Source organism: Micromonospora sp. BS32 (genome assembly GCF_059089345.1).
The window spans coordinates 15,329-35,714 of record NZ_JBSSHR010000010.1 but is presented as its reverse complement, the minus strand read 5'-3'; the positions used below and the strand labels follow the sequence as shown (position 1 = coordinate 35,714).

General features: G+C 72.6%; 14 protein-coding genes. 9 read left to right on the top strand and 5 right to left on the bottom strand.

The window, feature by feature from the left end:
• Positions 1–105 precede the first annotated feature (105 nt).
• Positions 106–5,172, top strand: a complete 5,067-nt coding sequence (locus AC5RWQ_RS16695) for an NAD-glutamate dehydrogenase (RefSeq protein WP_494283643.1) — start codon at positions 106–108, stop codon at positions 5,170–5,172.
• Between the two features lie 58 nt (positions 5,173–5,230).
• Here the strand turns inward: AC5RWQ_RS16695 and AC5RWQ_RS16690 are convergent, their stop codons facing one another.
• Both AC5RWQ_RS16690 and AC5RWQ_RS16685 read right to left on the bottom strand, forming a co-directional pair.
• Positions 5,231–5,953 carry a class F sortase gene (locus tag AC5RWQ_RS16690; RefSeq protein WP_494283787.1) on the bottom strand — a complete coding sequence of 241 codons (723 nt, stop codon included), beginning with the start codon at positions 5,951–5,953 and terminating at the stop codon, positions 5,231–5,233.
• 1 nt (position 5,954) lies between these two features.
• Positions 5,955–6,611, bottom strand: coding sequence for a hypothetical protein (locus tag AC5RWQ_RS16685; RefSeq protein WP_494283642.1), 657 nt, complete (start codon positions 6,609–6,611; stop codon positions 5,955–5,957).
• Between the two features lie 611 nt (positions 6,612–7,222).
• Between AC5RWQ_RS16685 and AC5RWQ_RS16680 the strand changes: the two genes are divergently transcribed.
• A complete protein-coding gene (locus tag AC5RWQ_RS16680; RefSeq protein ID WP_494283641.1) occupies positions 7,223–8,989 on the top strand; it encodes a glycoside hydrolase family 6 protein in 1,767 nt (588 codons plus the stop codon).
• A 103-nt stretch (positions 8,990–9,092) separates the two neighbouring features.
• Here the strand turns inward: AC5RWQ_RS16680 and AC5RWQ_RS16675 are convergent, their stop codons facing one another.
• From AC5RWQ_RS16675 to AC5RWQ_RS16665, 3 genes are all read right to left on the bottom strand, one after another.
• Positions 9,093–9,476, bottom strand: coding sequence for a hypothetical protein (locus AC5RWQ_RS16675; RefSeq protein ID WP_494283640.1), 384 nt, complete (start codon positions 9,474–9,476; stop codon positions 9,093–9,095).
• Positions 9,477–9,641: 165 nt separating this feature from the next.
• Positions 9,642–10,649, bottom strand: a complete 1,008-nt coding sequence (locus AC5RWQ_RS16670) for a hypothetical protein (RefSeq protein WP_494283639.1) — start codon at positions 10,647–10,649, stop codon at positions 9,642–9,644.
• A 13-nt stretch (positions 10,650–10,662) separates the two neighbouring features.
• On the bottom strand, positions 10,663–11,256 hold the full coding sequence (locus tag AC5RWQ_RS16665; RefSeq protein ID WP_494283638.1) for a hypothetical protein: 594 nt from the start codon (positions 11,254–11,256) through the stop codon (positions 10,663–10,665).
• A gap of 607 nt (positions 11,257–11,863) precedes the next feature.
• Between AC5RWQ_RS16665 and AC5RWQ_RS16660 the strand changes: the two genes are divergently transcribed.
• From AC5RWQ_RS16660 to AC5RWQ_RS16630, 7 genes are all read left to right on the top strand, one after another.
• A complete protein-coding gene (locus tag AC5RWQ_RS16660) occupies positions 11,864–14,215 on the top strand; it encodes a sensor histidine kinase (protein ID WP_494283637.1) in 2,352 nt (783 codons plus the stop codon).
• Positions 14,215–14,637, top strand: a complete 423-nt coding sequence (locus AC5RWQ_RS16655; RefSeq protein ID WP_494283636.1) for a roadblock/LC7 domain-containing protein — start codon at positions 14,215–14,217, stop codon at positions 14,635–14,637. Before AC5RWQ_RS16660 ends, AC5RWQ_RS16655 begins: the two co-directional genes overlap by 1 nt.
• Positions 14,627–15,016: a DUF742 domain-containing protein gene (locus AC5RWQ_RS16650; RefSeq protein WP_494283635.1), complete on the top strand. Its 390-nt coding sequence runs from the start codon at positions 14,627–14,629 to the stop codon at positions 15,014–15,016. Before AC5RWQ_RS16655 ends, AC5RWQ_RS16650 begins: the two co-directional genes overlap by 11 nt.
• A complete protein-coding gene (locus AC5RWQ_RS16645; protein WP_494283634.1) occupies positions 14,997–15,599 on the top strand; it encodes a GTP-binding protein in 603 nt (200 codons plus the stop codon). The genes AC5RWQ_RS16650 and AC5RWQ_RS16645 overlap by 20 nt, the downstream gene beginning before the upstream one ends.
• Positions 15,600–15,736: 137 nt before the next feature.
• Positions 15,737–16,777, top strand: coding sequence for a lactonase family protein (locus AC5RWQ_RS16640; RefSeq protein WP_494283633.1), 1,041 nt, complete (start codon positions 15,737–15,739; stop codon positions 16,775–16,777).
• Between the two features lie 164 nt (positions 16,778–16,941).
• Complete coding sequence (locus AC5RWQ_RS16635; protein ID WP_494283632.1) at positions 16,942–18,678, top strand: substrate-binding domain-containing protein; 1,737 nt, start codon at positions 16,942–16,944, stop codon at positions 18,676–18,678.
• Positions 18,679–18,887: 209 nt separating this feature from the next.
• Positions 18,888–20,375 (top strand): sugar transferase, encoded by a 1,488-nt coding sequence (locus tag AC5RWQ_RS16630; RefSeq protein WP_494283631.1) that lies wholly within the window; start codon positions 18,888–18,890, stop codon positions 20,373–20,375.
• Positions 20,376–20,386: the final 11 nt, after the last annotated feature.

The following is a 20,386-nucleotide window of genomic DNA, read 5'->3' as shown; positions in this document are numbered from 1 at the left end:
ACCGGACGTCCGGCTGGTGATCCGCCGACGATTGGACAGAGCGGCAGGGCCTAGGCTGGGCGGCAGAGTGACCCACAACGCGGTGGGTCGAGGGGAGTGGCACCGATGGACCGGCGTCCGGCGATCAAACCGGGACCCGACCTCCGGCAGGCTGACACCGGCCGGGACGACAGCTTCGATTCGGCGACCGACGGGGACGGCTTCGGCCGACTCGACACAGGAGTGACCGGGATGACCGGTTCGAGTATCGACACCCTCTACGACCTGGGCCTCCCCGGGGAAGCCATGGGCGACGACGCGGAGGACGCGGATCTCGACGAGCCGGTACCCAACGCGGAGCGCCTGGTGGCCCAGGCGGTGGCGTTGGCCGGCGACGATCACGGCGCGGCGACCCTGGTGGGTCGATTCTGGCGGTTCGCGCCGGACGAGGAACTGATCGGATTCACCGCCGAGGAGATGCTCGACGCCGCCCGGGCGCACCGGGACCTGGCCCAGCAGCGGGTGCCCGGCGAGCTGAAGTTGCGCATTCACGAGCCCGACGCCGACCAGCACCACACGGTGATCGAGATAGTGACCGACGACATGCCGTTCCTGGTCGACTCGGTGACCGCGCTGCTCAACGCCCACCACCTCGACGTGCACCTGCTGGTGCACCCGCTGGTGGTGGTCCGGCGCGAGCCGCTGGGCCGGCTGACCGAGGTCTCCGCCGACGTGGAGCCGGACGACGCGATCGCCGGTGACCTGATCGAGAGCTGGATGCGGGTCGAGATCGACCCGGTCCGCGACGCCGCGCAGCGCGAGCAGTTGCGTCGGGAGCTCCAGCGGGTGCTCACCGACGTCCGCGAGGCGGTCGAGGACTGGCCGAAGATGCGCCAGCGGGCCCTGGCGCTCGCCGACGAGCTGGCCTCCGCCCGGACGTCGGACAACCGCCCGCCGGTGCCGGAGAAGGACATCACCGACTCGGTGGAGCTGCTCCGCTGGTTGGCCCACGACCACTTCACCTTCCTCGGTTACCGCGAGTACCGGCTGGTCGAGTCCAGCGGCGAGGGCGGCGACGGCGGGCCGGCCCTGGAGGCGGTGCTCGGCACCGGGCTGGGCGTCCTGCGGTCCGACTCGCCGGAGGCGCGGGCGCTGTCGTCGATGACGCCCGAGGCGCACGAGCGGGTGATGGAGAAGCGGCTGCTGATCATCACCAAGGCGAACTCCCGGGCGACGGTGCACCGCTCCGCCTACCTCGACTACATCGGCTTCAAGATCTTCAACGACGCCGGCGAGGTGGTCGGCGAGCGGCGTTTCCTCGGCCTCTTCTCCACCGCGGCGTACCGGACCAGCGTGCGTGAGCTGCCGGTGGTCCGCCGCAAGGTGGCCGAGGTGCTGGACCGCTCCGGGCTGAGCCAGCGCAGCCACTCCGGCAAGGACCTGCTCCAGATCCTGGAGACCTACCCGCGCGACGAGCTGTTCCAGATCAAGACCGACGACCTGTACCACGCGGTGGTTGGCGTGCTGCGGATGGCCGGCCGCCGGCAGCTGCGGGTCTTCCTGCGCCGCGACGCGTACGGGCGGTTCATCTCCTGCCTGATCTACCTGCCCCGGGACCGGTTCACCACCCAGAACCGCCTGCGCATGCAGGACATCCTGAACCGCGAGCTGAACGGCGTCGGGGTGGACTACACCACCCGGGTCACCGAGTCGATGCTGGCCCGGCTGCACTTCATCGTCCGGACCGACCCGAGCAACCCGCCCGGCGACATCGACGCCGACCTGCTCGCCGAGGAGTTGGCCGACGCGACCCGGCTCTGGGACGACGACTACCGGCTGGTGCTGGAGCGCAAGCTCGGCGACGAGCAGGCCAAGCACCTGTTCAGCCGGTACGCCGACGCGTTCCCGGAGGGCTACAAGGACGGTCACACGCCGTACGAGGCGATGAAGGACCTGGCCAAGCTGGAGCTGCTGGAGGAGCCCGGCCAGCTCGAGATGCACCTGTTCCGCAAGCAGCTCGCGCCGCGCGCCAACGGCCACGGGGCGGCCGACGTCGACGAGGCGATGGACGTCCGGTTCAAGGTCTACCGGTACGGCGAGCCGATGATGCTCTCCGCCGTGCTGCCGGTGCTGCACTCGCTCGGCGTGCGGGTGGTCGACGAGCACCCGTACGAGGTGGACCGGGTCGACGGCCGGGTCTTCCTCTACGACTTCGGGCTGCGGCTGCCCGAGGCGCACCAGGAGCTGGCCGAGGTGCGCCCGCACGTGGAGAACGCCTTCGCCGCGTCCTGGCGGGGCGAGGCCGAGGTGGACGGCTTCAACGAGCTGGTGCTGCGCGGCGGCCTCACATGGCGCCAGGTGGTGGTGCTGCGGGCGTACGCGAAGTACCTGCGCCAGGCCGGCACGGTCTTCTCCCAGGAGTACATGGAGCAGACCTTCATCGCGTACCCGAAGATCGCCGCGCTGCTGGTGGAGCTCTTCGAGGCCCGGTTCGCCCCGGGTGCGACGAGCGCCGAGACGCGCCGCGAGCGCAGCGGTGACCTGGTCACCGCGATCGGCGCGGCACTGGACGACGTGGCGAGCCTGGACCAGGACCGGATCCTGCGGTCGTACCTGACGCTGATCCAGGCCACCCTGCGGACCAGCTTCTACCAGCGGAGCACCGACGGGCGGCCCAAGTCGTACGTGGCGTTCAAGCTGGACCCGCAGGCGGTCCCGGAGTTGCCGGCGCCCCGGCCGAAGTTCGAGATCTTCGTCTACTCGCCCCGGTTCGAGGGCGTGCACCTGCGGTTCGGGCCGGTGGCCCGGGGCGGGCTGCGCTGGTCCGACCGGCGCGAGGACTTCCGCACCGAGGTGCTGGGCCTGGTCAAGGCGCAGATGGTGAAGAACGCCGTGATCGTGCCGGTCGGCGCCAAGGGCGGCTTCGTGCTCAAGCAGAAGCCGGGCGACCGGGACGAGGCGGTGGCCTGCTACAAGCAGTTCATCTCCGCACTGCTGGACGTTACCGACAACATCGTCAGCGGCGAGATCGTGCCGCCGACCGACGTGGTCCGGCACGACGCGGACGACCCGTACCTGGTGGTGGCGGCGGACAAGGGCACCGCGACCTTCTCCGACATCGCCAACGAGATCTCGGCGGCGCACTGCTTCTGGCTTGGTGACGCGTTCGCCTCCGGCGGTTCCGCCGGCTACGACCACAAGAAGATGGGGATCACCGCCCGGGGCGCCTGGGAGTCGGTGAAGCGGCACTTCCGGGAGCTGGGCCACGACACCCAGACCCAGGACTTCACCGTGGTCGGCGTGGGCGACATGTCCGGCGACGTGTTCGGCAACGGGATGCTGCTGTCGGAGCACATCAGGCTGGTGGCCGCCTTCGACCACCGGCACATCTTCCTGGACCCGGACCCGGACGCCGCCACCTCGTACGCCGAGCGGAAGCGGCTGTTCGACCTGCCCCGGTCGTCCTGGGAGGACTACGACGCGAGCCTGATCTCCGAAGGCGGCGGGATCTTCCCGCGGACGGCGAAGTCGATCCCGATCAGCCCGCAGGTGCGGGCGGCGATCGGGCTGGACGACGACGTCACGCAGCTCAGCCCGCAGGAGCTGATGAAGGCGATCCTGACCGCGCCGGTCGACCTGTTCTGGAACGGCGGCATCGGCACGTACGTGAAGGCCTCCACCCAGACCAACGCGGAGGTGGGCGACAAGTCCAACGACGCGATCCGGGTGGACGGCAAGAGCCTGCGCTGCCGGGTGGTCGGCGAGGGCGGCAACCTGGGCTGCACCCAGCTCGGCCGGATCGAGTACGCGTTGACGGGCGGGCGGATCTACACCGACTTCATCGACAACGCGGCCGGGGTGGACTGCTCCGACCACGAGGTGAACATCAAGATCCTGCTCAACACGGCGGTCGCCGACGGCGCGCTGGACGTCCCGCAGCGGGACGAGCTGCTCGCCCAGATGACCGACGAGGTCGGTGAGCTGGTGCTGCGGGACAACTACGACCAGGCCCGCGCGATCAACAACTCGCAGGCCCAGGCCAATTCGCTGCTCCCGGTGCACCGCCGGATGATCAATGAGCTGGAGCGGGCCGGTCAGCTCGACCGGGCGCTGGAGGCGCTGCCGCCGGACGAGGAGCTGGCGGTGCGCACCGAGTCCGGGCTGACCGCGCCGGAGTTCGCGGTGCTGCTGGCGTACGTGAAGATCGTGCTGGAGCGGGAGATCCTCGCCGAGGGTCTCGCGGACGAGGAGTGGACGACCGACGTCCTGGTCAACTACTTCCCGACGCCGATGCGGCAGCGCTTCGCCGACCGGATGGCCCAGCACCGGCTGCGCCGCGACATCATCACCACGGTCCTGGTCAACGAGGCGGTCAACCGGGGCGGCATCTCGTTCATCTTCCGGGTGGTCGAGGAGACGGCCGCCTCGCCGGCGGACGTGATCCGGGCATACGTGGTGGTCCGTGACGTCTTCGGGCTGCGCGAACTCTGGGACGCGGTGGAGTCGCTGGACAACAAGGTCTCCCCGGAGCTCCAGACCAGCGTCTACCTGGACACCCGGCGGTTGCTCGACCGGGCGGTGCGCTGGCTGGTCACCAACCGGCGTTCGCCGATCGACGTCCCGGCGGAGACGGCGCGGTTGAAGGCCGGCGTGGCCCGGCTCCTGCCGGACCTGGAGGAGCGCTTCTACGGCAGCGAACGGGAGGCGCTGGCGGCGCACATCGACGCGATGGCCGCCAAGGGCCTGCCGCGGGAGCTGGCCGAGCAGGCGACCCGGCTGATGTACAGCTTCGGCCTGCTGGACGTGGTGGAGACGGCGAACGCCTCCGGGCGGGACGTCGGCGAGGTGGCCTCGGTCTACTTCGTCCTCTCCGACCTGTTCCGGGTGGACTCCCTGCTGTCGAAGATCTCCCTGCTGCCGCGGGAGGACCGCTGGCAGACGCTGGCCCGGATGGCGTTGCGCTACGACCTGTACGCGGCGCTGGCGGCACTCACGGCGGAGGTCCTCGGCTCCACTGCGGACAACCTGCCCCCGCAGGAGCGGGTGCTCGAGTGGGAGCAGTCGAACGCCACCTCGATCCACCGGGCCCGCCGGGCGATGGGGGAGTTCGACGAATCCCGGGCGGACCTGGCCGCCCTGTCGGTGCTGCTGCGCCAGATCCGCACCCTGGTGCGGACCTCCGCCGCGGCCTGACGCGTACGACGACGCGCCTCCGGCGGGACCGACATCCCGCCGGAGGCGCGTTCGGCGTTCACGAGGTCATCGAGGCGTACACGACGATGTTGTTCAGGTAGCTGCCGGCGGCCTGGTCGAACTGGCCGCCGCAGGTCACCACCCGCAGCGCGGGCCGGTCGTTCGGGCCGTACACCCGCTCGGTGGGAAAGGCCGTCTTCGGGTACGACCGCACCTCGTCGACGGTGAAGGTAACGGTGCTGCCGTCGGCCCGGGACACCGCGACGGTGTCGCCCTTGAGCAGGGCGCCGAGCTGGAAGAAGACGGCCGGCCCGAGCTTGGCCGAGTCGACGTGGCCGACGACGACGGCGTTGCCGGCCTCGCCGGGGCTGGCTCCGGGGGAGTACCAGCCGGCCTTCTGCGCCTGCTCCAGCGGGGGGACCTGGACGGTGCCGTCCGGGTTGGTGCCCAGCGCCATGATCTCGGCATCGACGCCGATCCGGGGGATCGAGATGGTGGTCGGCACGGACCGGGCCAGGGGTGCCGGTCCGGCGGCGGTCGCATCGGGATCGGTCCGGCCGTCCGGGGTGCCGTCGTCGGGAACGTCGGTGGCGTCCGGGACGTCGGGCGCGGCGGACTCCGGGCCGGCCTGGGCCGCCGGTTGCGGCGGGCGGGGCGGGGGAACGGTCCGGAGCGAGGCGCCGATCATTCCGGCACCCCCCATGGCAAGCGCTACGACGACGGCCGCGCCGGCGGCACGCCACGGTCTCCCGTGACGGCCGCCGGCCCGTGTCGCCGTCAGGTCAGACGAGCCCATTGGCCCGACGCCGCCGCATCAGCACGATGCCGCCGAGGGCAGCCGCGCCGATCATGCCCGCTCCGCCGGTGGCCATGCCGCGGTCGGTGCTGGTGGTGGTCATCCCACCGTCACCGCCGTCGACGTGGCCGCGCGGCATGCAGTCGTCCTTGCGGTCGTGGTCCTTGCGGTCGTGGTCCTTGCGGTCCTCGTCCTTGCGGTCCTCGTCCTTGCCGTCGTGACCCTTCCGGTCGTCGGCCTTGTCCGACTGGTCGTCGGCCATGCCTCCGCCTTGGCCGTCGGTCTCCGGCTGCCACGTGTCGCCGGCCTTGTTGTCCCAGTCCTTGCGGTCCTCGTCCTTGCGGTCCTCGTCCTTGCGGTCCTCGTCCTTGCGGTCCTCGTCCTTGCGGTCCTCGTCCTTGCGGTCCTCGTCCTTGCGGTCGTGGTCCTTGTTGTCCCAGTCCTTGCGGTCCCAGTCCTTGTGGTCCCAGTCCTCGTGGTTCCCGGGGCATACCTCAAGGAGCTGGACCTGCGGCTTGGCGAAGGCGTTCCCCACGTACTGAGCGTTTCCGCCCGCGTACGCCGCCCCGGGCGAGAACAGCAGCAGGGACGCGCCGCCGAGAGCGGCACCCGCAACGAGCTTCCCGAGCATCTTCTTTGCCATGACCTGCGTCACTCCATCCCTGTATGTCCTGAGCCCGACGACAGCCGAGCTACCGCCGATGTTAGACCGTTTCGAGAATTATGCGAGGGAAGATTCATTTTTGCGAGTTTGATGGTACTTAGCCGTATAGGAGTGCTAAGCGCCTCGTGCCGTCTTAGTGGCCTTCAGCTTCTTTCGGGGTGACGCGACCCGCTGTGGCATACCTGGGCCCCGGGGTCCTGCTACGGTGCTGCGCTACCGCGTTCCGCCGCCCTGGGCTCATCTGCCCGGAACGGGTCAGGCAGGTTGCTGTCCGGGCGTGTCCACCCCCTGTCGGTTCAGCAGTCATATCGAGCCATTGCCATGGAAGCGCTCCCATGCAAGAATCGCTGCACGCGGTTCGGGGAGCCACACCGCACAGGCAGATCGTCGAGGGCATCCGGTCCAGGCCGGACGACGTGGCCGTAGACCGGTCCTGGGGGCCGGCCAGCTCACCACCACCGCTCGTCCGTCCGGGGCGGGCAGCACCCCCGAGCATCCCGTTGGCGCCGAGGTCGTCCCGTCCGGACGTCCGCCGGGGCCATAACGCCGGGCCGTACGCGGATCCGGTCTCGCCCAAGGAGTTCAGTGGTATGAATCTGTGGAGAAGTCTGTCCGGCCGGCGCCGGGCGTTCGCCCTCACCGGCGCGAGCGTCCTGGTGGCGGGCGGCCTGGTGACCATCCCGGTCACCGCGGCGCAGGCCGCGACCCAGTGCAGCGTCGACTACACCACCAGCGACTGGCCGGGCGGCTTCACCGGCACCGTCACCATCAAGAACCTCGGTGATCCGGTCAGCGCCTGGAACCTCGGCTTCACCTTCCCGAACAGCGCGCAGAAGGTGGTGTCCGGCTGGTCGGCGAAGTGGTCGCAGAGCGGCCAGAACGTCACCGCCACGAACGAGTCGTGGAACGGCTCGCTCGCCAGCGGCGCCAGCACCACCATCGGGTTCAACGGGGCCTGGAGCGGGAGCAACCCGAAGCCGACCTCGTTCACCCTGAACGGCACGGTCTGCAACGGCGGCACCCCGACCACCCCGCCGCCCACCACCCCGCCGCCGACGACGCCGCCCACCACGCCCCCGCCCACGACCCCGCCGCCCGGCACCAAGGTGGACAACCCGTACGCCGGGGTGAAGGGGTACGTGAATCCGGAGTGGAAGGCCAAGGCGGACGCCGAGCCCGGTGGCAGCCGGGTGTCCAACAACCCGACCGCCGTCTGGCTGGACCGGATCGCCGCGATCAACGGCACCACCGACAGCAGCTCCAACGGCGCGATGGGTGTACGCGACCACCTGAACGCCGCGCTGCAGCAGGGCGCCGGCTACATCCAGTTCGTCATCTACAACCTGCCCGGCCGGGACTGCTCCGCGCTCGCCTCCAACGGTGAGCTGGGCCCGGACGAGCTGCCCCGCTACAAGGCCGAGTACATCGACCCGATCGCCGCGATCCAGGCCGACCCGAAGTACGCCAGCCTGCGGATCGTCAACATCATCGAGATCGACTCGCTGCCCAACCTGGTCACCAACACCTCCGGCCAGCCCGGCGGCACGGTGCTGTGCGACACGGTGAAGGCCAACGGCGCGTACGTCAACGGCGTCGGCTACGCCCTCGCCAAGCTCGGCGCGATCGGCAATGTCTACAACTACATCGACGCCGCGCACCACGGCTGGATCGGCTGGGACAGCAACCTCGGCCCGACCGCCAACCAGCTCTACACGGCCGCCATCGCCTCCGGCAGCACGGTGAAGAACGTGCACGGCTTCATCGTCAACACCGCGAACTACTCGGCGCTGCGCGAGCCGTACGTCAAGATCACTGACACGGTGAACGGGCAGACCGTCCGCCAGTCCAAGTGGATCGACTGGAACCAGTACGTCGACGAGCTGTCGTTCGCCCAGGCGTTCCGCAACAAGCTGGTCTCCACCGGCTTCGACACCAACATCGGCATGCTGATCGACACCTCCCGAAACGGCTGGGGCGGCACCGCCCGGCCCACCGGCCCGGGCGCGACGACCAGTGTGGACACCTACGTCAACGGCGGCCGCATCGACCGCCGATTCCACGCCGGCAACTGGTGCAACCAGGCCGGCGCCGGACTCGGTGAGCGTCCCAAGGCCAGCCCGGAGCCCGGCATCGACGCGTACGTCTGGGTCAAGCCCCCAGGCGAGTCGGACGGCTCCAGCAGCCTGATCCCGAACACCGAGGGCAAGGGCTTCGACCGGATGTGCGACCCGACCTACACCGGCAACGCCCGCAACGGCAACAGCATGAGTGGCGCCCTGCCGAACGCGCCGATCTCCGGCGCCTGGTTCTCCGCTCAGTTCCAGGAGCTCATGAAGAACGCCTACCCGGCGCTGTAGGACGGCACGCCTGCCCGCCGCGACAGGAGTGAGGTACTGACGCGGCAGGTTTCCCCGGGCCCCTGGTCCGACCGTCACCGGTCGGGCCAGGGGCCCCCGCCGGTCAGGGGACCGTCTTCTCCACCGCCGCCCGGCCCTGCTCGGCCAGGTCCCGGCGGGCCCGCTCGATGTTCTCCGGCGTCAGGTCCTGCCCGCGAGCCATCACCAGGTCCTCCGGCTCCCAGGGCTGCTCCGCGCCGGTGCGGATGTTGTTCCCGCCGGCCCCGGTGCCGGTGCCGGTGGCGCCGGTGCCGGCCGCGTACGGGTCGCCCAGCAGGTCCTCCGTCGCGCCGGCGCCCCCGGCGCCCGGCTCGGTGAAGGACGGGTTGTCCCGGTCGGGGCCGCCGCCGGTGGCCAACTGCGGCACGGTGCTCTCGTCGTCCACCGCGGCGGCCACCTCCGGGCTCTCCTCCAGCGGCCGGCCGCGGTTCGGGTCACGATCGGTCATGGTGCTGCCTCCCTGTCCCAGACGCGTTCCCGGATCTCGCGTACCCCGCTGGGACCGGGCCATGCCGACGGAGGCCGGACCTCCCGGGCCGCCTCGATGGTCGGCGGCTCGGCCGGACGCGGAGACGCCCCGACCGCGGGTGCGGTCGGGGCGTCCCGGTGGTGGTCAGCGGCCGAGGACCCGGTCCAGGAAGTCCCGGTACTGGCGGACCGCCATCCGCAGCTGCTCGGTGTCCGCCGAGCCGGCGTCCTGCCAGCCGCCCAGCTTCTCCTTCTGCGCGGACAGCGCGGAGGAGAGTGCCTGGATGGCCTCCTCGATCAGCGACTGGGCGTCGCCCACGGCCGCCCGCGGGTCGTCCACGAAGCGGAGCTGGACGTCGCGCCACCGGTCCCGGAAGTCCTGCGCGGCCGCCGGCTCGAAAAGGGTGGCCGCGTCGGTGGGGACGTTGGCGCCGGCCGGGCGGGCCGCCGCGGCGGCGACGCCGCCGGCACCCACCGCGCCGACGCCCGCCGCGGCGGCTGACGCGCCGCCCTCGGGCGCCTCGGCGTCCGGGTCGACCATCGCCGGCGTGGCGCTGCCGTAGCCGGCCGCCCCGGCCGAGGTCGCGTCGTCGTGGCGCGAGGCGGCCACCGGACCGTCGCCGTCGGCCGTCCAGCGGTCCCGGTCGTGGATCCGGTCGGCGGCGGTCGGGTCGGCCCGCTCGTCGTCGAAGGGCTCGGTCCGCCCCGGTGCGCCGTCGCCCGGCTGGGCGGTGTCCTCGCCCCGGGCGTCCCGCTCGTCCTCCGGCCGACCACCGGCCAGCGCCGAGGCGGCCACCGCGTCGCCCACCGTGGTCGCCCCGAAGGTGGTCGGCAGCGGGGCCGGCTCGTGGAACTCCGGTCGGCCGTCGCCGTCGGGGTCGGCCGCGCCGTCCCGGTCGTCGTCCGCGTCACGGTCGGTGTCCCGCAGGGCGTACGGGCGGGTGTCGTCGAGGTCGTCGCCGCGCTGGTCGGTCACCGACGGGTCGTCGAAGGTGCCCCGGTCGTCGAGCGCGTCCTCGGGCACGTCGGCACGCCCGTCCCGGTCGTGCCGGGCGTCGGCGGCGTCCACCGCGCCGGGCGGGGGTACCGCCACCGGCGTGGAGCGGACGGCCTCCGGGTGGTCGTTGTTCAGCTGCTGCTCTTCCTGGCGCATGGTGGTGGTCTCCTCAGCGGCTGGTGACGTCGTGGGGGCTGTCGGGGTGGTGCTGCTCCGGCGTGACCCCACGGACCGGGTCCGCGCCGAGCAGGTCGGCGAAGAGGGCGCGGTAGTGGACGACGGCCTGGCGGAGCTCCTCGGTGCTGGCCTCGCCCCGCTCGTTGCGCAGCCGGATCTCGTGCGCGTCGCGGTAGTGGGTCAGCGTGCGGGCGTGCTCGACGGAGAGATGGGCGATCTGGTCGGAGAAGTCCCCGGTGGGGTAGCCGCGCTCGGTGATCAGCCGGCTGACCAGTTCGTCGGCGTCGCCCACGGTCTCGGCCGGTGAGTCGACGAAGCGGACCTGGAGCTCCTCCCAGGCCGCGGCGTAGCGGGCCCGCGCCTCCGGGGCCAGCGGGGTGAGTTCGAGTTCGGCGTGCCGGCGTTCCCGGTCCCGCAGCTCCCGCTCGGCGGCGGAGCGGTTGTCCTGCTCGGCGACGACCCGGTCGTACTCCGGGCCGAAGCGCCGCCGCAGCGACCGGCGACGGCCGGCCACCACCGCCGCGGCGACCACCGCGGCCAGCACCAGTACGACGAGAACCAGAATGACTACCTGTGTGGGCGACATGGCTCCTCCTTCGCCACCGGTATTCCCTCTGCCCACTGATCGCCAATCCCGATCCCGGCGACTTTCCTGACCGATTCCGTGCGGTAGCGCTTACCCGGAACGCCGGTCGGCATGTCGGGAACCACAGCAGGGATCGTCAGCAGAACTTGACTGGTCCCAGAAAGCGAGCTGGGTGGGGTGTTGCCCGGCTCAGCCGGGCCCGCCTGGGGCGGGTCTCCGGCCAGGCGGTCTACGCCGTCCTGCACGCCCTCACAGGGCAGGCCGAAATACGTCCAGCTGCTGCCGGCCAACCGGCCACGCGAGGACGTGCGGGTCAGCACCAACCAGGGCGGCGGCCCGATGTCGTACGGAGTGGACAACCGGAGCGGCAACCTCCTCGGTGGCCGGTCTTCCGCGAGGCCGACGACTCCTACCGGAGTGCCGTCCGTTCGCCGGCGGGTTCGGCCCAAGATCAGTCCACAGTAGTGACCAGCGCGACGGACGGTAGTGCTGAGGCCCGGGATTACGTATCCTGCCCAAGGCGCCCGTGTCGGTGCCCGGTCATCGGCCGGGACGTTGCCCGGCCGGTGCCGGCGCCCCCGCTGACACCCCTTCCGGGCGAGGACTCATGAACACCCGCGACTGGCCGATCCGCGCCAAGCTGACCGCCCTGGTCGTCACCCCGGTGGCCGCCCTGCTGGCGCTCTGGATCTTCGCCACCACGCTCACCTTCGGTCCCGCGATCGACCTGCTCTCCGCGCGCACCCTCCTCTACGACCTGGGCCGGCCCGGGGAGCGGGTGGTCGCCGAACTCCAGCGCGAGCGCCGGGCCTCGGTGGTGCAGCTCTCCACCCCGGGCGCGCTGCCGACGCTGGCCGAGCAGCGCCGCCGGACCGACGGGGCGGTCGCCGAGCTGCGCCGGCGGATGGACGGCCAGCGGCTGCGCGACGCCGCCGACGACCGGCTGGACGCCCGGCTCGACGCGCTCGGCTCCGCCCTCGACGCGCTGCCTGCCGGTCGCGGTTTCATCGACCGTCGCCAGGTCGACCGGGCCGGGGCGATCGGGCTGTACACCGGCATGATCTCCTCCGCCTTCCAGGCCTTCGCCGCGATGGCGACGCTGCCGGACGCGGATCTCAACCGGGAGGCGCTCGCGCTCACCGCGCTCGGCCGCTCCCGCGAGCTGCTCGGCCAGACCGACGCGCTGCTGACCGGCGCGTTGACCACCGGGCGGTTCGCCGAGGGCGAGCAGCTGCGGCTGGTGCAGACCATCGGCAACGAGCGGTTCCTGGCCGACTCCGCCGTGGCCGACCTCCCCGCCGCCGACCGCAGCGCCTACCAGCGGCTGATCGAGCGGGACGACTTCGTCCGGCTGCGCACCATGCAGGAGGCGCTGCTGCGGGGGAGCTCGTCGGGCCGCCCGCCGGTGGACGCCCGGGCTTGGCAGACCAGCCACGACGCCGTCCAGCAGAGCCTGCGGGACTTCGAGCTGAGCGAGGCTGACGGGCTGGCCGACCGGTCCGTGCCGGTCGCCGTGGGGATCCTCGTCCGGCTCGGCGTCGCCGGGGTGCTCGGGCTCGCCGCGATCGCGGTGTCGGTCCTGGTCGCCGTCCGGGTCGGGCGGACGCTGGCCCGCCGGCTGACCGGCGTGCGCAGCGCGGCGCTGGAAATGGCCGAGCACCGGCTGCCCGACGTGGTCGCCCGACTGCGCCGGGGCGAGCAGGTCGACGTCGCCCGGGAGGCGCCGCCACTGGAGTACGGCGGCGACGAGATCGGCGAGGTCGGGCGGGCCTTCAACGAGGTCCGCCGGACGGCGGTGCGGGCCGCGGTCGACGAGGTCACCCTCCGCCGGGGGCTCAACGAGGTGTTCCTCAACATCGCCCGGCGTACCCAGGGCCTGGTGCACCGGCAGCTCGCGCTGCTGGACGGGATGGAACGCCGGGTCGAGGACCCGGACGAGTTGGCCGAGCTGTTCCGGGTCGACCACCTGGCCACCCGGCTCCGCCGGCACGCCGAGGACCTGGTCATTCTCGCCGGGGCGGCGCCCGGCCGCGGTTGGCGCCAGCCGGTCGCCGTGCTCGACGTGATCCGCGGTGCGGTCTCCGAGGTCGAGGCGTACGACCGGGTGGACATCGGGACGGTGCAGCCGGCCGGCGTCCTCGGCCGGGCCGTCGCCGACGTCATCCACCTGCTCGCCGAGCTGGTCGAGAACGCCACCGTCTTCTCCCCGCCGGAGAGCCGGGTCGAGATCAACGGCCAGCGGGTGCCCCGGGGGTACGTCGTCGAGGTCACCGACCACGGGCTGGGCATGTCCGCGCCGGCGGTCGAGGACGCCAACCGGCGGCTGGCCCGCGCCCCCGAGTTCGACCCCGCCGACAGCGCGCGGCTCGGCCTCTTCGTGGTGGCCCGACTGGCCGACCGGCACGGCGTCCGGGTCACCCTGCGCTCCGAGCGGCCGGGTGGGGTGACCGCCGTGCTGCTCGTACCGGCGGACCTGGTCACCGACGAGCCGACCGCCCCGCCGGTCGCGTCCCGCCCCGACGCCCCGGTCGCCCGGCTGGCCACGCTGTCCCGGCCGCCGCGAGCCGCCCGGACCCGGGAACGGCCCGACCAGACCGTGCTGCCGTTCGCGCCGGCTCGCGCCTCCTCGGTGGAGGCGGCCCCGGACGGCGACGGCCTGCCCCGCCGGGTCCGCCGGCGCGGCACGCCCGTCCGTCCCCGCCCGCCGGTGACCGCCGACGCGCCGGCGCCCCGCTCGCCGGAGGAGATGCGCCGGCAGATGTCCGCCCTCCAGGCGGGCACCGCGCGCGGGCGCCGCGAGGGTGGGGCGATCCGGCCCATGCCGGCAAAGGGCCCCGACGCCCCGACCGGCCCCAGCACCGACGAGCCGGGTGGCCCCAGCACCGACGAGCCGGGTGGCCCTCCCGACCGGCCCGCGCCGGCCCCCGAATCTCCGACCGCGACTGAGAGGGACGCCTAGTGGTGCACACGACGAGGCAGAGCGCCGATCTCGGCTGGTTGCTCGACGAGCTGGTGGGACGCGTGCCCGAGGCCCGGGAGGCGGTCGTGCTCTCCGCCGACGGCCTGCTGCTCGGCGCCTCCGCCGAGCTGGACCGCGCCGACGCCGAGCATCTCTGTGCCCTGGCCTCCGGCTTCTCCAGCCTGGCCAAGGGCGCCAGCCGGCACCTGGCGGCCGGCGGGGTGCGGCAGACGGTGGTGGAGATGGCGTCGGCGTACCTGTTCGTGACGGCCGCCGGCCAGGGCGCGTGCCTGGCCGTGGTCGCCGAGGCGGACGCGGACATCGGTCTGGTGGCGTACGAGATGGCCATGCTGGTCGTCCGGGTGGGGGAGAACCTCACCGCGCCGGCCCGGGCGACGGTGGAAGCCGCCGATGCGGGCTGAGCCGCCGGGCCCCCAGCACGAGTGGATGGACGCCGCCGCCGGACCGGTCGTCCGCCCGTACACCCTCACCGGCGGTCGGGTCCGGCCCAGCGTCGAGGGCTTCGACCTGGTCGCCTTCGTGCGGGCGACCGCCGACGCCGACCCGGCCGCCCTGCCGGGCCTGCACCCGGAGCACCGTCGGCTGGTCGAGCTGGCCCGGCGGCCGGTCGCGGTGGCGGACCTCGCCGCGGACCTGGACCTCGCGGTGGGCGTGGTCCGGGTCCTCCTCGGCGACCTGCTCGCCCGGGGCCTGGTCTCGGTGCAGCAGCCGCCGGCCGCCGCCGGACTTCCCGACAACGACATCCTCAAGGCGGTGGTCAGTGGACTACGTGCGCTCTGATCGGGGGGCGATCGCCACGCGGACCCCGCTGGCCCTCAAGATCCTCATCGCGGGCGGCTTCGGCGCCGGCAAGACGACCCTGGTGAGCGCGCTCAGCGAGGTCCGCCCGCTACAGACCGAGGAGGTGCTGACCGGGGCCGGCGTCGGCACCGACGACCTCTCCGGGGTGGAGGAGAAGTCCACCACCACGGTCGCGATGGACTTCGGCCGGATCACGATCAACGAGGACCTCCAGGTCTATCTCTTCGGTACCCCGGGGCAGGACCGGTTCTGGTTCCTCTGGGACGAGCTGGCCTTCGGCGCGCTCGGCGCGGTGGTGCTGGCCGACACCCGACGGTTGGCCGACTGCTTCCCCTCGATCGACTACTTCGAGCAGCGCGGTGTGCCGTTCGTGGTCGGGGTGAACTGCTTCGACGACGCCCGCCGGTTCGGCACGGAGGCCGTCCGGCAGGCCCTGGACCTCGACCCGGACGTCCCGGTGGTGCTCTGCGACGCGCGCGAGCGGCAGTCCGGCAAGCTGGTGTTGATCTCGCTGGTCGAGCACGTCGCCCGGCAGCGCGGCGAGCCGGTCCCGGTCGCCTGACCCGCGACGCGGGCCGGCGTGGCCGCCCGCGCGTCGCCCCGGCCGGGTCGACCGGCCGGGGAATTCCGGGAAAAGAGGCCTAACCGTCCGATCGACCGGGAAGCCTCTGGTGTGATCGGGGAGGATTCGGCAGAGGGGTGGCGCGGGTGACCGGCACGATCGTCCACATCGGCGGCTACACGGGGGAGGGCGGCGGACGGGGCGACGGCATCGTCGCCGCCCGCCGGGATCCCGACTCGGGAGAGCTCACCCCGCTCGGCACGGTCGCGGTCACCGCGAACCCGTCGTTCCTCGTCCGGCATCCGACCCTGCCGGTGCTGTACGCGGTCAACGAGCTGCCGGAGGGGGAGGTCAGCGCCTTCGCCGTCGGCGAGCGGGGCGAGCTGAGCCCGCTGGCCGTCCGGGCGACCGGGGGCGCCGAGCCGGCCCACCTGGCGGTCGCCCCGGACGGCCGGCACCTCTTCGTCGCCAACTACGGCGGCGGCAGCGTGGCGGTCCTCCCGCTGGACGAGCGGGGCGTGCCGGGGGAGCGCAGCGACCTGGTCGTGCACGAGGGGCACGGCCCGGACCCGGAGCGCCAGGAGAAGGCGCACGCCCACATGGTCTCGCCCGACCCGGGGCGGGGACCGCTGCTCGCGGTCGACCTCGGCACCGACTCGGTCTACCGGTACGACCTCGACGCCGCCTCGGGCCGGCTGGTGCCCCGGGCGCCCCGGGTCCGTACCGCGTCGGGGACCGGGCCGCGTCACCTGGCCCGGCACCCGGACGGGCGGCGCTGCTGGCTCGCCGGCGAGCTGGACGCGACGGTCACCGCGTACGACCTCACCCCGGAGGGGGCGTTGCACCAGCGGGGCCGGGTGGACGCCAGCGAGCGGGCCGGGCACGTCCAGCCCTCGGAGATCACCGTGGGGCCGGACGGCCGGTTCCTCTACGTCGGCAACCGGGGGGTGGGGACGGTCTCCGTCTTCGCGCTCGACGGGGAGCTGCCCCGGCTGGTCGCCGAGGTGGAGACCGGCGGGGAGTGGCCCCGGCACTTCGCGCTGACTGGGCCGCACCTCTACGTCGCCGACGAGCGGGCCGACATGGTCCGGGTGTTCCGGGTCGACCCGTCGTCGGGCGTGCCGGCGCCGGTCGGTGAGCCGGTGCCGGTCTTCAGCCCGACCTGCGTCCTGCCCTGACCCGCGCTGTCCGAAGTGGACAGCAGCGACGGCGAGACACTGACTGACTACTCACAGTGCGAAAAGTGAGATCATCTGTTTCTCCTGCGTAACTTTCGTCCGAACGGTTGTGGCACGAACCGGACCGGATACGCAAGATGGTCAGCGTGTCTGGCCGCCATCGCATGCGTTCAAGTATCCGTGGAGCAGGAGCCGCCGCAGCGGCGACTGCTCTCGTCGTCGTGGTCGCCGGTTCCTGGTTCGGCTACCAGCAGCTGGCGGGGCCGTCCTGCACGGGCCAGGTCCAGCTCTCGGTGGCGGCGGCCCCGGAGATCGCCCCGGCCGTGCAGGCGGTCGCGACGCAGTGGGTCGACGGCGGCGCGGCGGTCGGTGGCACCTGCATTGGGGTGAACGTGACGGCCTCCGAGCCGGTGGACGTGGCCGCCGCGGTGGCCAGCAAGCACGGCGCCAGCCTCGCCGGCGTCGGTCAGGCCAGCGGCACGGCGGTCACCCCGGACGTCTGGATCCCGGACTCCTCCACCTGGCTGCTGCGGCTGAAGAACGGCGCCGCCGCGTTCGCGCCGGCCAACGGCGCCTCGATCGCCCGCAGCCCGGTGGTGGTGGCGATGCCGGAGCCGGTCGCCTCCCGGCTGGGCTGGCCGGACAAGAAGCTGGCCTGGACCGACATGCTGCGCGCGGTGAGCAGCGACCCGCCGCTGCGGGCCGGGATCGTCGAGCCGACCCAGGACGCGGCCGGCCTCTCCGGGCTGCTCTCGCTGACCGCCGCGGCGAGCGGAGCCGGCCCCGACCCGCAGAAGGCGACCACCGGCGCGCTGCGGGCACTGGCCACCGGCCGGTCCGCGCTGCGGCAGGACCTGCTCGCCCGCTTCCCGCGGTCCAACGACCCGACGGCGATCGCCGCCGGACTGGGTGCCGCCGCGCTCTCCGAGGAAGACGTGATCGCGTACAACGCGACCAAGCCGCCGATCAAGCTGGCCGCGCTCTACCTCGAACCGTCGCCGATGCCGTTGGACTACCCGTACGCGGTGCTGCCCGGCGTCGAGCCGGCCAAGGCGTCCGCCGCCAAGGTCCTCTTCGAGCTGCTCACCAACCAGACCTTCCGCAACCGGCTGGCCGCCCAGTCGCTGCGCGCCCCGGACGGCAACTGGGCCGAGGGCTTCAAGGCCCCGCAGGGCGCGCCGAGCCCGGCCGGGGGCGGCGCGACGGTGCCGCCGGGGGGCGGGAGCGCTGCGGGTGGCCTGGACCCCGTCGTCATAGAGCGCGCGGTCTCCGGCTGGTCGATCGCCACCCAGTCCGGTCGGATGCTCTGCGTCATCGACGTCTCCGGCTCGATGAAGACGCTGGTCCCCACGGCCGGTGGCCGCAGCCGCGAGCGGGTCACCGTGGAGGCGGCCACCCGAGGGCTGGGACTCTTCGACGACTCCTGGTCGATCGGTCTCTGGACCTTCTCCACCGAGCTGCGCGGTGCGCAGGACTGGGTGCAGGTGGTGCCGATCAAGCCGCTCTCGACGAACCGCAGCCTGCTGGAGCAGGGGCTGGCCAGCATCCGGCCGTCCAAGGGCAACACCGGCCTGTACGACACCATGCTGGAGGCGTACAAGCGGGTGCAGCAGGACTGGCAGCCCGGCAAGGTCAACTCGGTGGTGCTCTTCACCGACGGCATGAACGACGACAAGAACGGCATCACCCAGGCCCAGCTGGTCAGCCAGTTGAAGAAGCTCAACGACCCGGAGCGTCCGGTGCAGGTGGTCATCATCGGTATCGGTAACGAGGTCTCCAGGGCCGAGCTCCAGTCGATCACCGACGTCACCGGTGGGGCCCCCTTCGTCACCGCGGATCCGACCAAGATCGGCGACATCTTCCTGCGGGCGATCGCCCTGCGACCGAACGCACCGCGCTGAGTCGCGGCACAGTGCGAAAATGCCGCCGCACCGGTAAAACCGGTGCGGCGGTTCGCATTCCGGCCCCGAGCGGGTAGGAAACTGACGGTAATACGTCCGAAGCAATCGGTGAGCATCATTTCAAGACAGGATGTCGGGAGTGCTCCGGCGCCGGCGCCCGACCGGGCGGCGGGAGCCCGGAGCGGCCCGTATCGAAGTAGGGAGGCTCGGTGACCTCGGCGACGCTGTCCACGCCCGCCCGCATCGCAGCGGCGTCGGGTGGTGCGCGCCCGCCGAGCAGCTTCTCCCGCACCGAGCAGCGGGCCTACGTCCGCACCCTGGTGGTGCTCGACACCACCGTTCTCTCCCTGGCGGTCCTCGCCGGCTACGCCGCCCGTTTCGGCGAGGGGGTGCCGGTCGGCTCCAAGATTCCGTACGTCCTGGTGGCCCCCGGTCTGGTGCTCGTCTGGCTGGTCTCGCTCAAGGCGCTGCGTTGCTACGACGACCGGGTGCTCGGCTACGGCGCCGACGAGTACCGCCGGGTCAGCTCCGCCAGCCTCCGGCTGGCCGGCGCGATCGCCATCGTCGGCTACATCGCCGACGTCGGGGTCTCCCGTGGCTTCCTGGGCATCTCCTTCGCGGTCGGCACGGTGGCCCTGGAGGTCACCCGGTTCGCCGCCCGCAAGCGCCTGCACCTGGCCCGCTGCAAGGGCGCGGGCTGGTCCCGCCGGGTGCTGGTGGTGGGCGACACCGCACACGTGCTGGAACTCGTGCACACCCTGCGCCGTGAGCCGTACGCCGGCTACCACGTCGTCGGCGCCTGCATCCCGGACGCGCTGCTCGCGCCGGTGCCGCAGCGGCTCAGCGACGTGCCCGTGGTGGGCTCGCTGCGAGGCATCCCGGAGGCGGCCGTCGCGATCCGCGCGGACACCGTCGCGGTCACCGCCTCCGGCGAGCTGACCGCGGCCCGGTTGCGCCGGCTCGGCTGGCAGTTGGAGGGCACCGGCGTCGACCTGGTCGTCGCCCCCGCGCTCACCGACGTGGCGGGGCCGCGCATCCACACCCGCCCGGTGGCCGGCCTCCCGCTGATCCACGTCGAGGCGCCCGAGTTCCGGGGCGCCCGCAAACTGGTCAAGGAGTTCGTCGACCGCACCGCCGCCGCGCTGGCGCTGCTGGTGCTGCTGCCCGTGCTGGGGATGGTCGCGCTGGCGATCCGGCTGGACAGCCGGGGCCCGGTGCTGTTCCGCCAGGTCCGGGTCGGGCAGGGCGGCCAGGAGTTCGGGGTGCTCAAGTTCCGGACCATGGTGGCCAACGCCGACGCCCTGCTCGCCGAGCTGGCCGCGCGCAACGAGAGCGACGGCCTGATGTTCAAGATGCGCGACGACCCGCGGGTCACCCGGGTCGGGCGGCTGCTGCGCAAGTGGTCGCTGGACGAGCTGCCCCAGCTGGTCAACGTGCTGCTCGGTCAGATGAGCCTGGTCGGCCCCCGCCCGCCGCTGCCGTCGGAGGTGGCCCGCTACGACGGCGACGTGGCCCGCCGGCTGCTGGTCAAGCCGGGCATGACCGGCCTCTGGCAGGTCAGCGGCCGATCCGACCTGAGCTGGGAGGACGGCATCCGGCTCGACCTCTACTACGTCGAGAACTGGTCGCTCGCCGCCGACCTGACCATCCTCTGGAAGACCTTCGGCGCGGTGCTGCGCAGCCGCGGCGCCTACTGACCCGGCCGGGC

What these genes read in the sequence shown, in the direction of transcription:
- AC5RWQ_RS16680 (WP_494283641.1), top strand. Translation starts at nt 7,223, where the DNA reads ATGAATCTGTGGAGAAGTCTGTCCGGCCGGCGCCGGGCGTTCGCCCTC.
- AC5RWQ_RS16660 (WP_494283637.1), top strand. Translation starts at nt 11,864, where the DNA reads ATGAACACCCGCGACTGGCCGATCCGCGCCAAGCTGACCGCCCTGGTC.
- AC5RWQ_RS16650 (WP_494283635.1), top strand. Translation starts at nt 14,627, where the DNA reads ATGCGGGCTGAGCCGCCGGGCCCCCAGCACGAGTGGATGGACGCCGCC.
- AC5RWQ_RS16670 (WP_494283639.1), bottom strand. Translation starts at nt 10,649, where the DNA reads ATGCGCCAGGAAGAGCAGCAGCTGAACAACGACCACCCGGAGGCCGTC.
- AC5RWQ_RS16685 (WP_494283642.1), bottom strand. Translation starts at nt 6,611, where the DNA reads ATGGCAAAGAAGATGCTCGGGAAGCTCGTTGCGGGTGCCGCTCTCGGC.
- AC5RWQ_RS16635 (WP_494283632.1), top strand. Translation starts at nt 16,942, where the DNA reads ATGCGTTCAAGTATCCGTGGAGCAGGAGCCGCCGCAGCGGCGACTGCT.
- AC5RWQ_RS16665 (WP_494283638.1), bottom strand. Translation starts at nt 11,256, where the DNA reads ATGTCGCCCACACAGGTAGTCATTCTGGTTCTCGTCGTACTGGTGCTG.
- AC5RWQ_RS16675 (WP_494283640.1), bottom strand. Translation starts at nt 9,476, where the DNA reads ATGACCGATCGTGACCCGAACCGCGGCCGGCCGCTGGAGGAGAGCCCG.
- AC5RWQ_RS16695 (WP_494283643.1), top strand. Translation starts at nt 106, where the DNA reads ATGGACCGGCGTCCGGCGATCAAACCGGGACCCGACCTCCGGCAGGCT.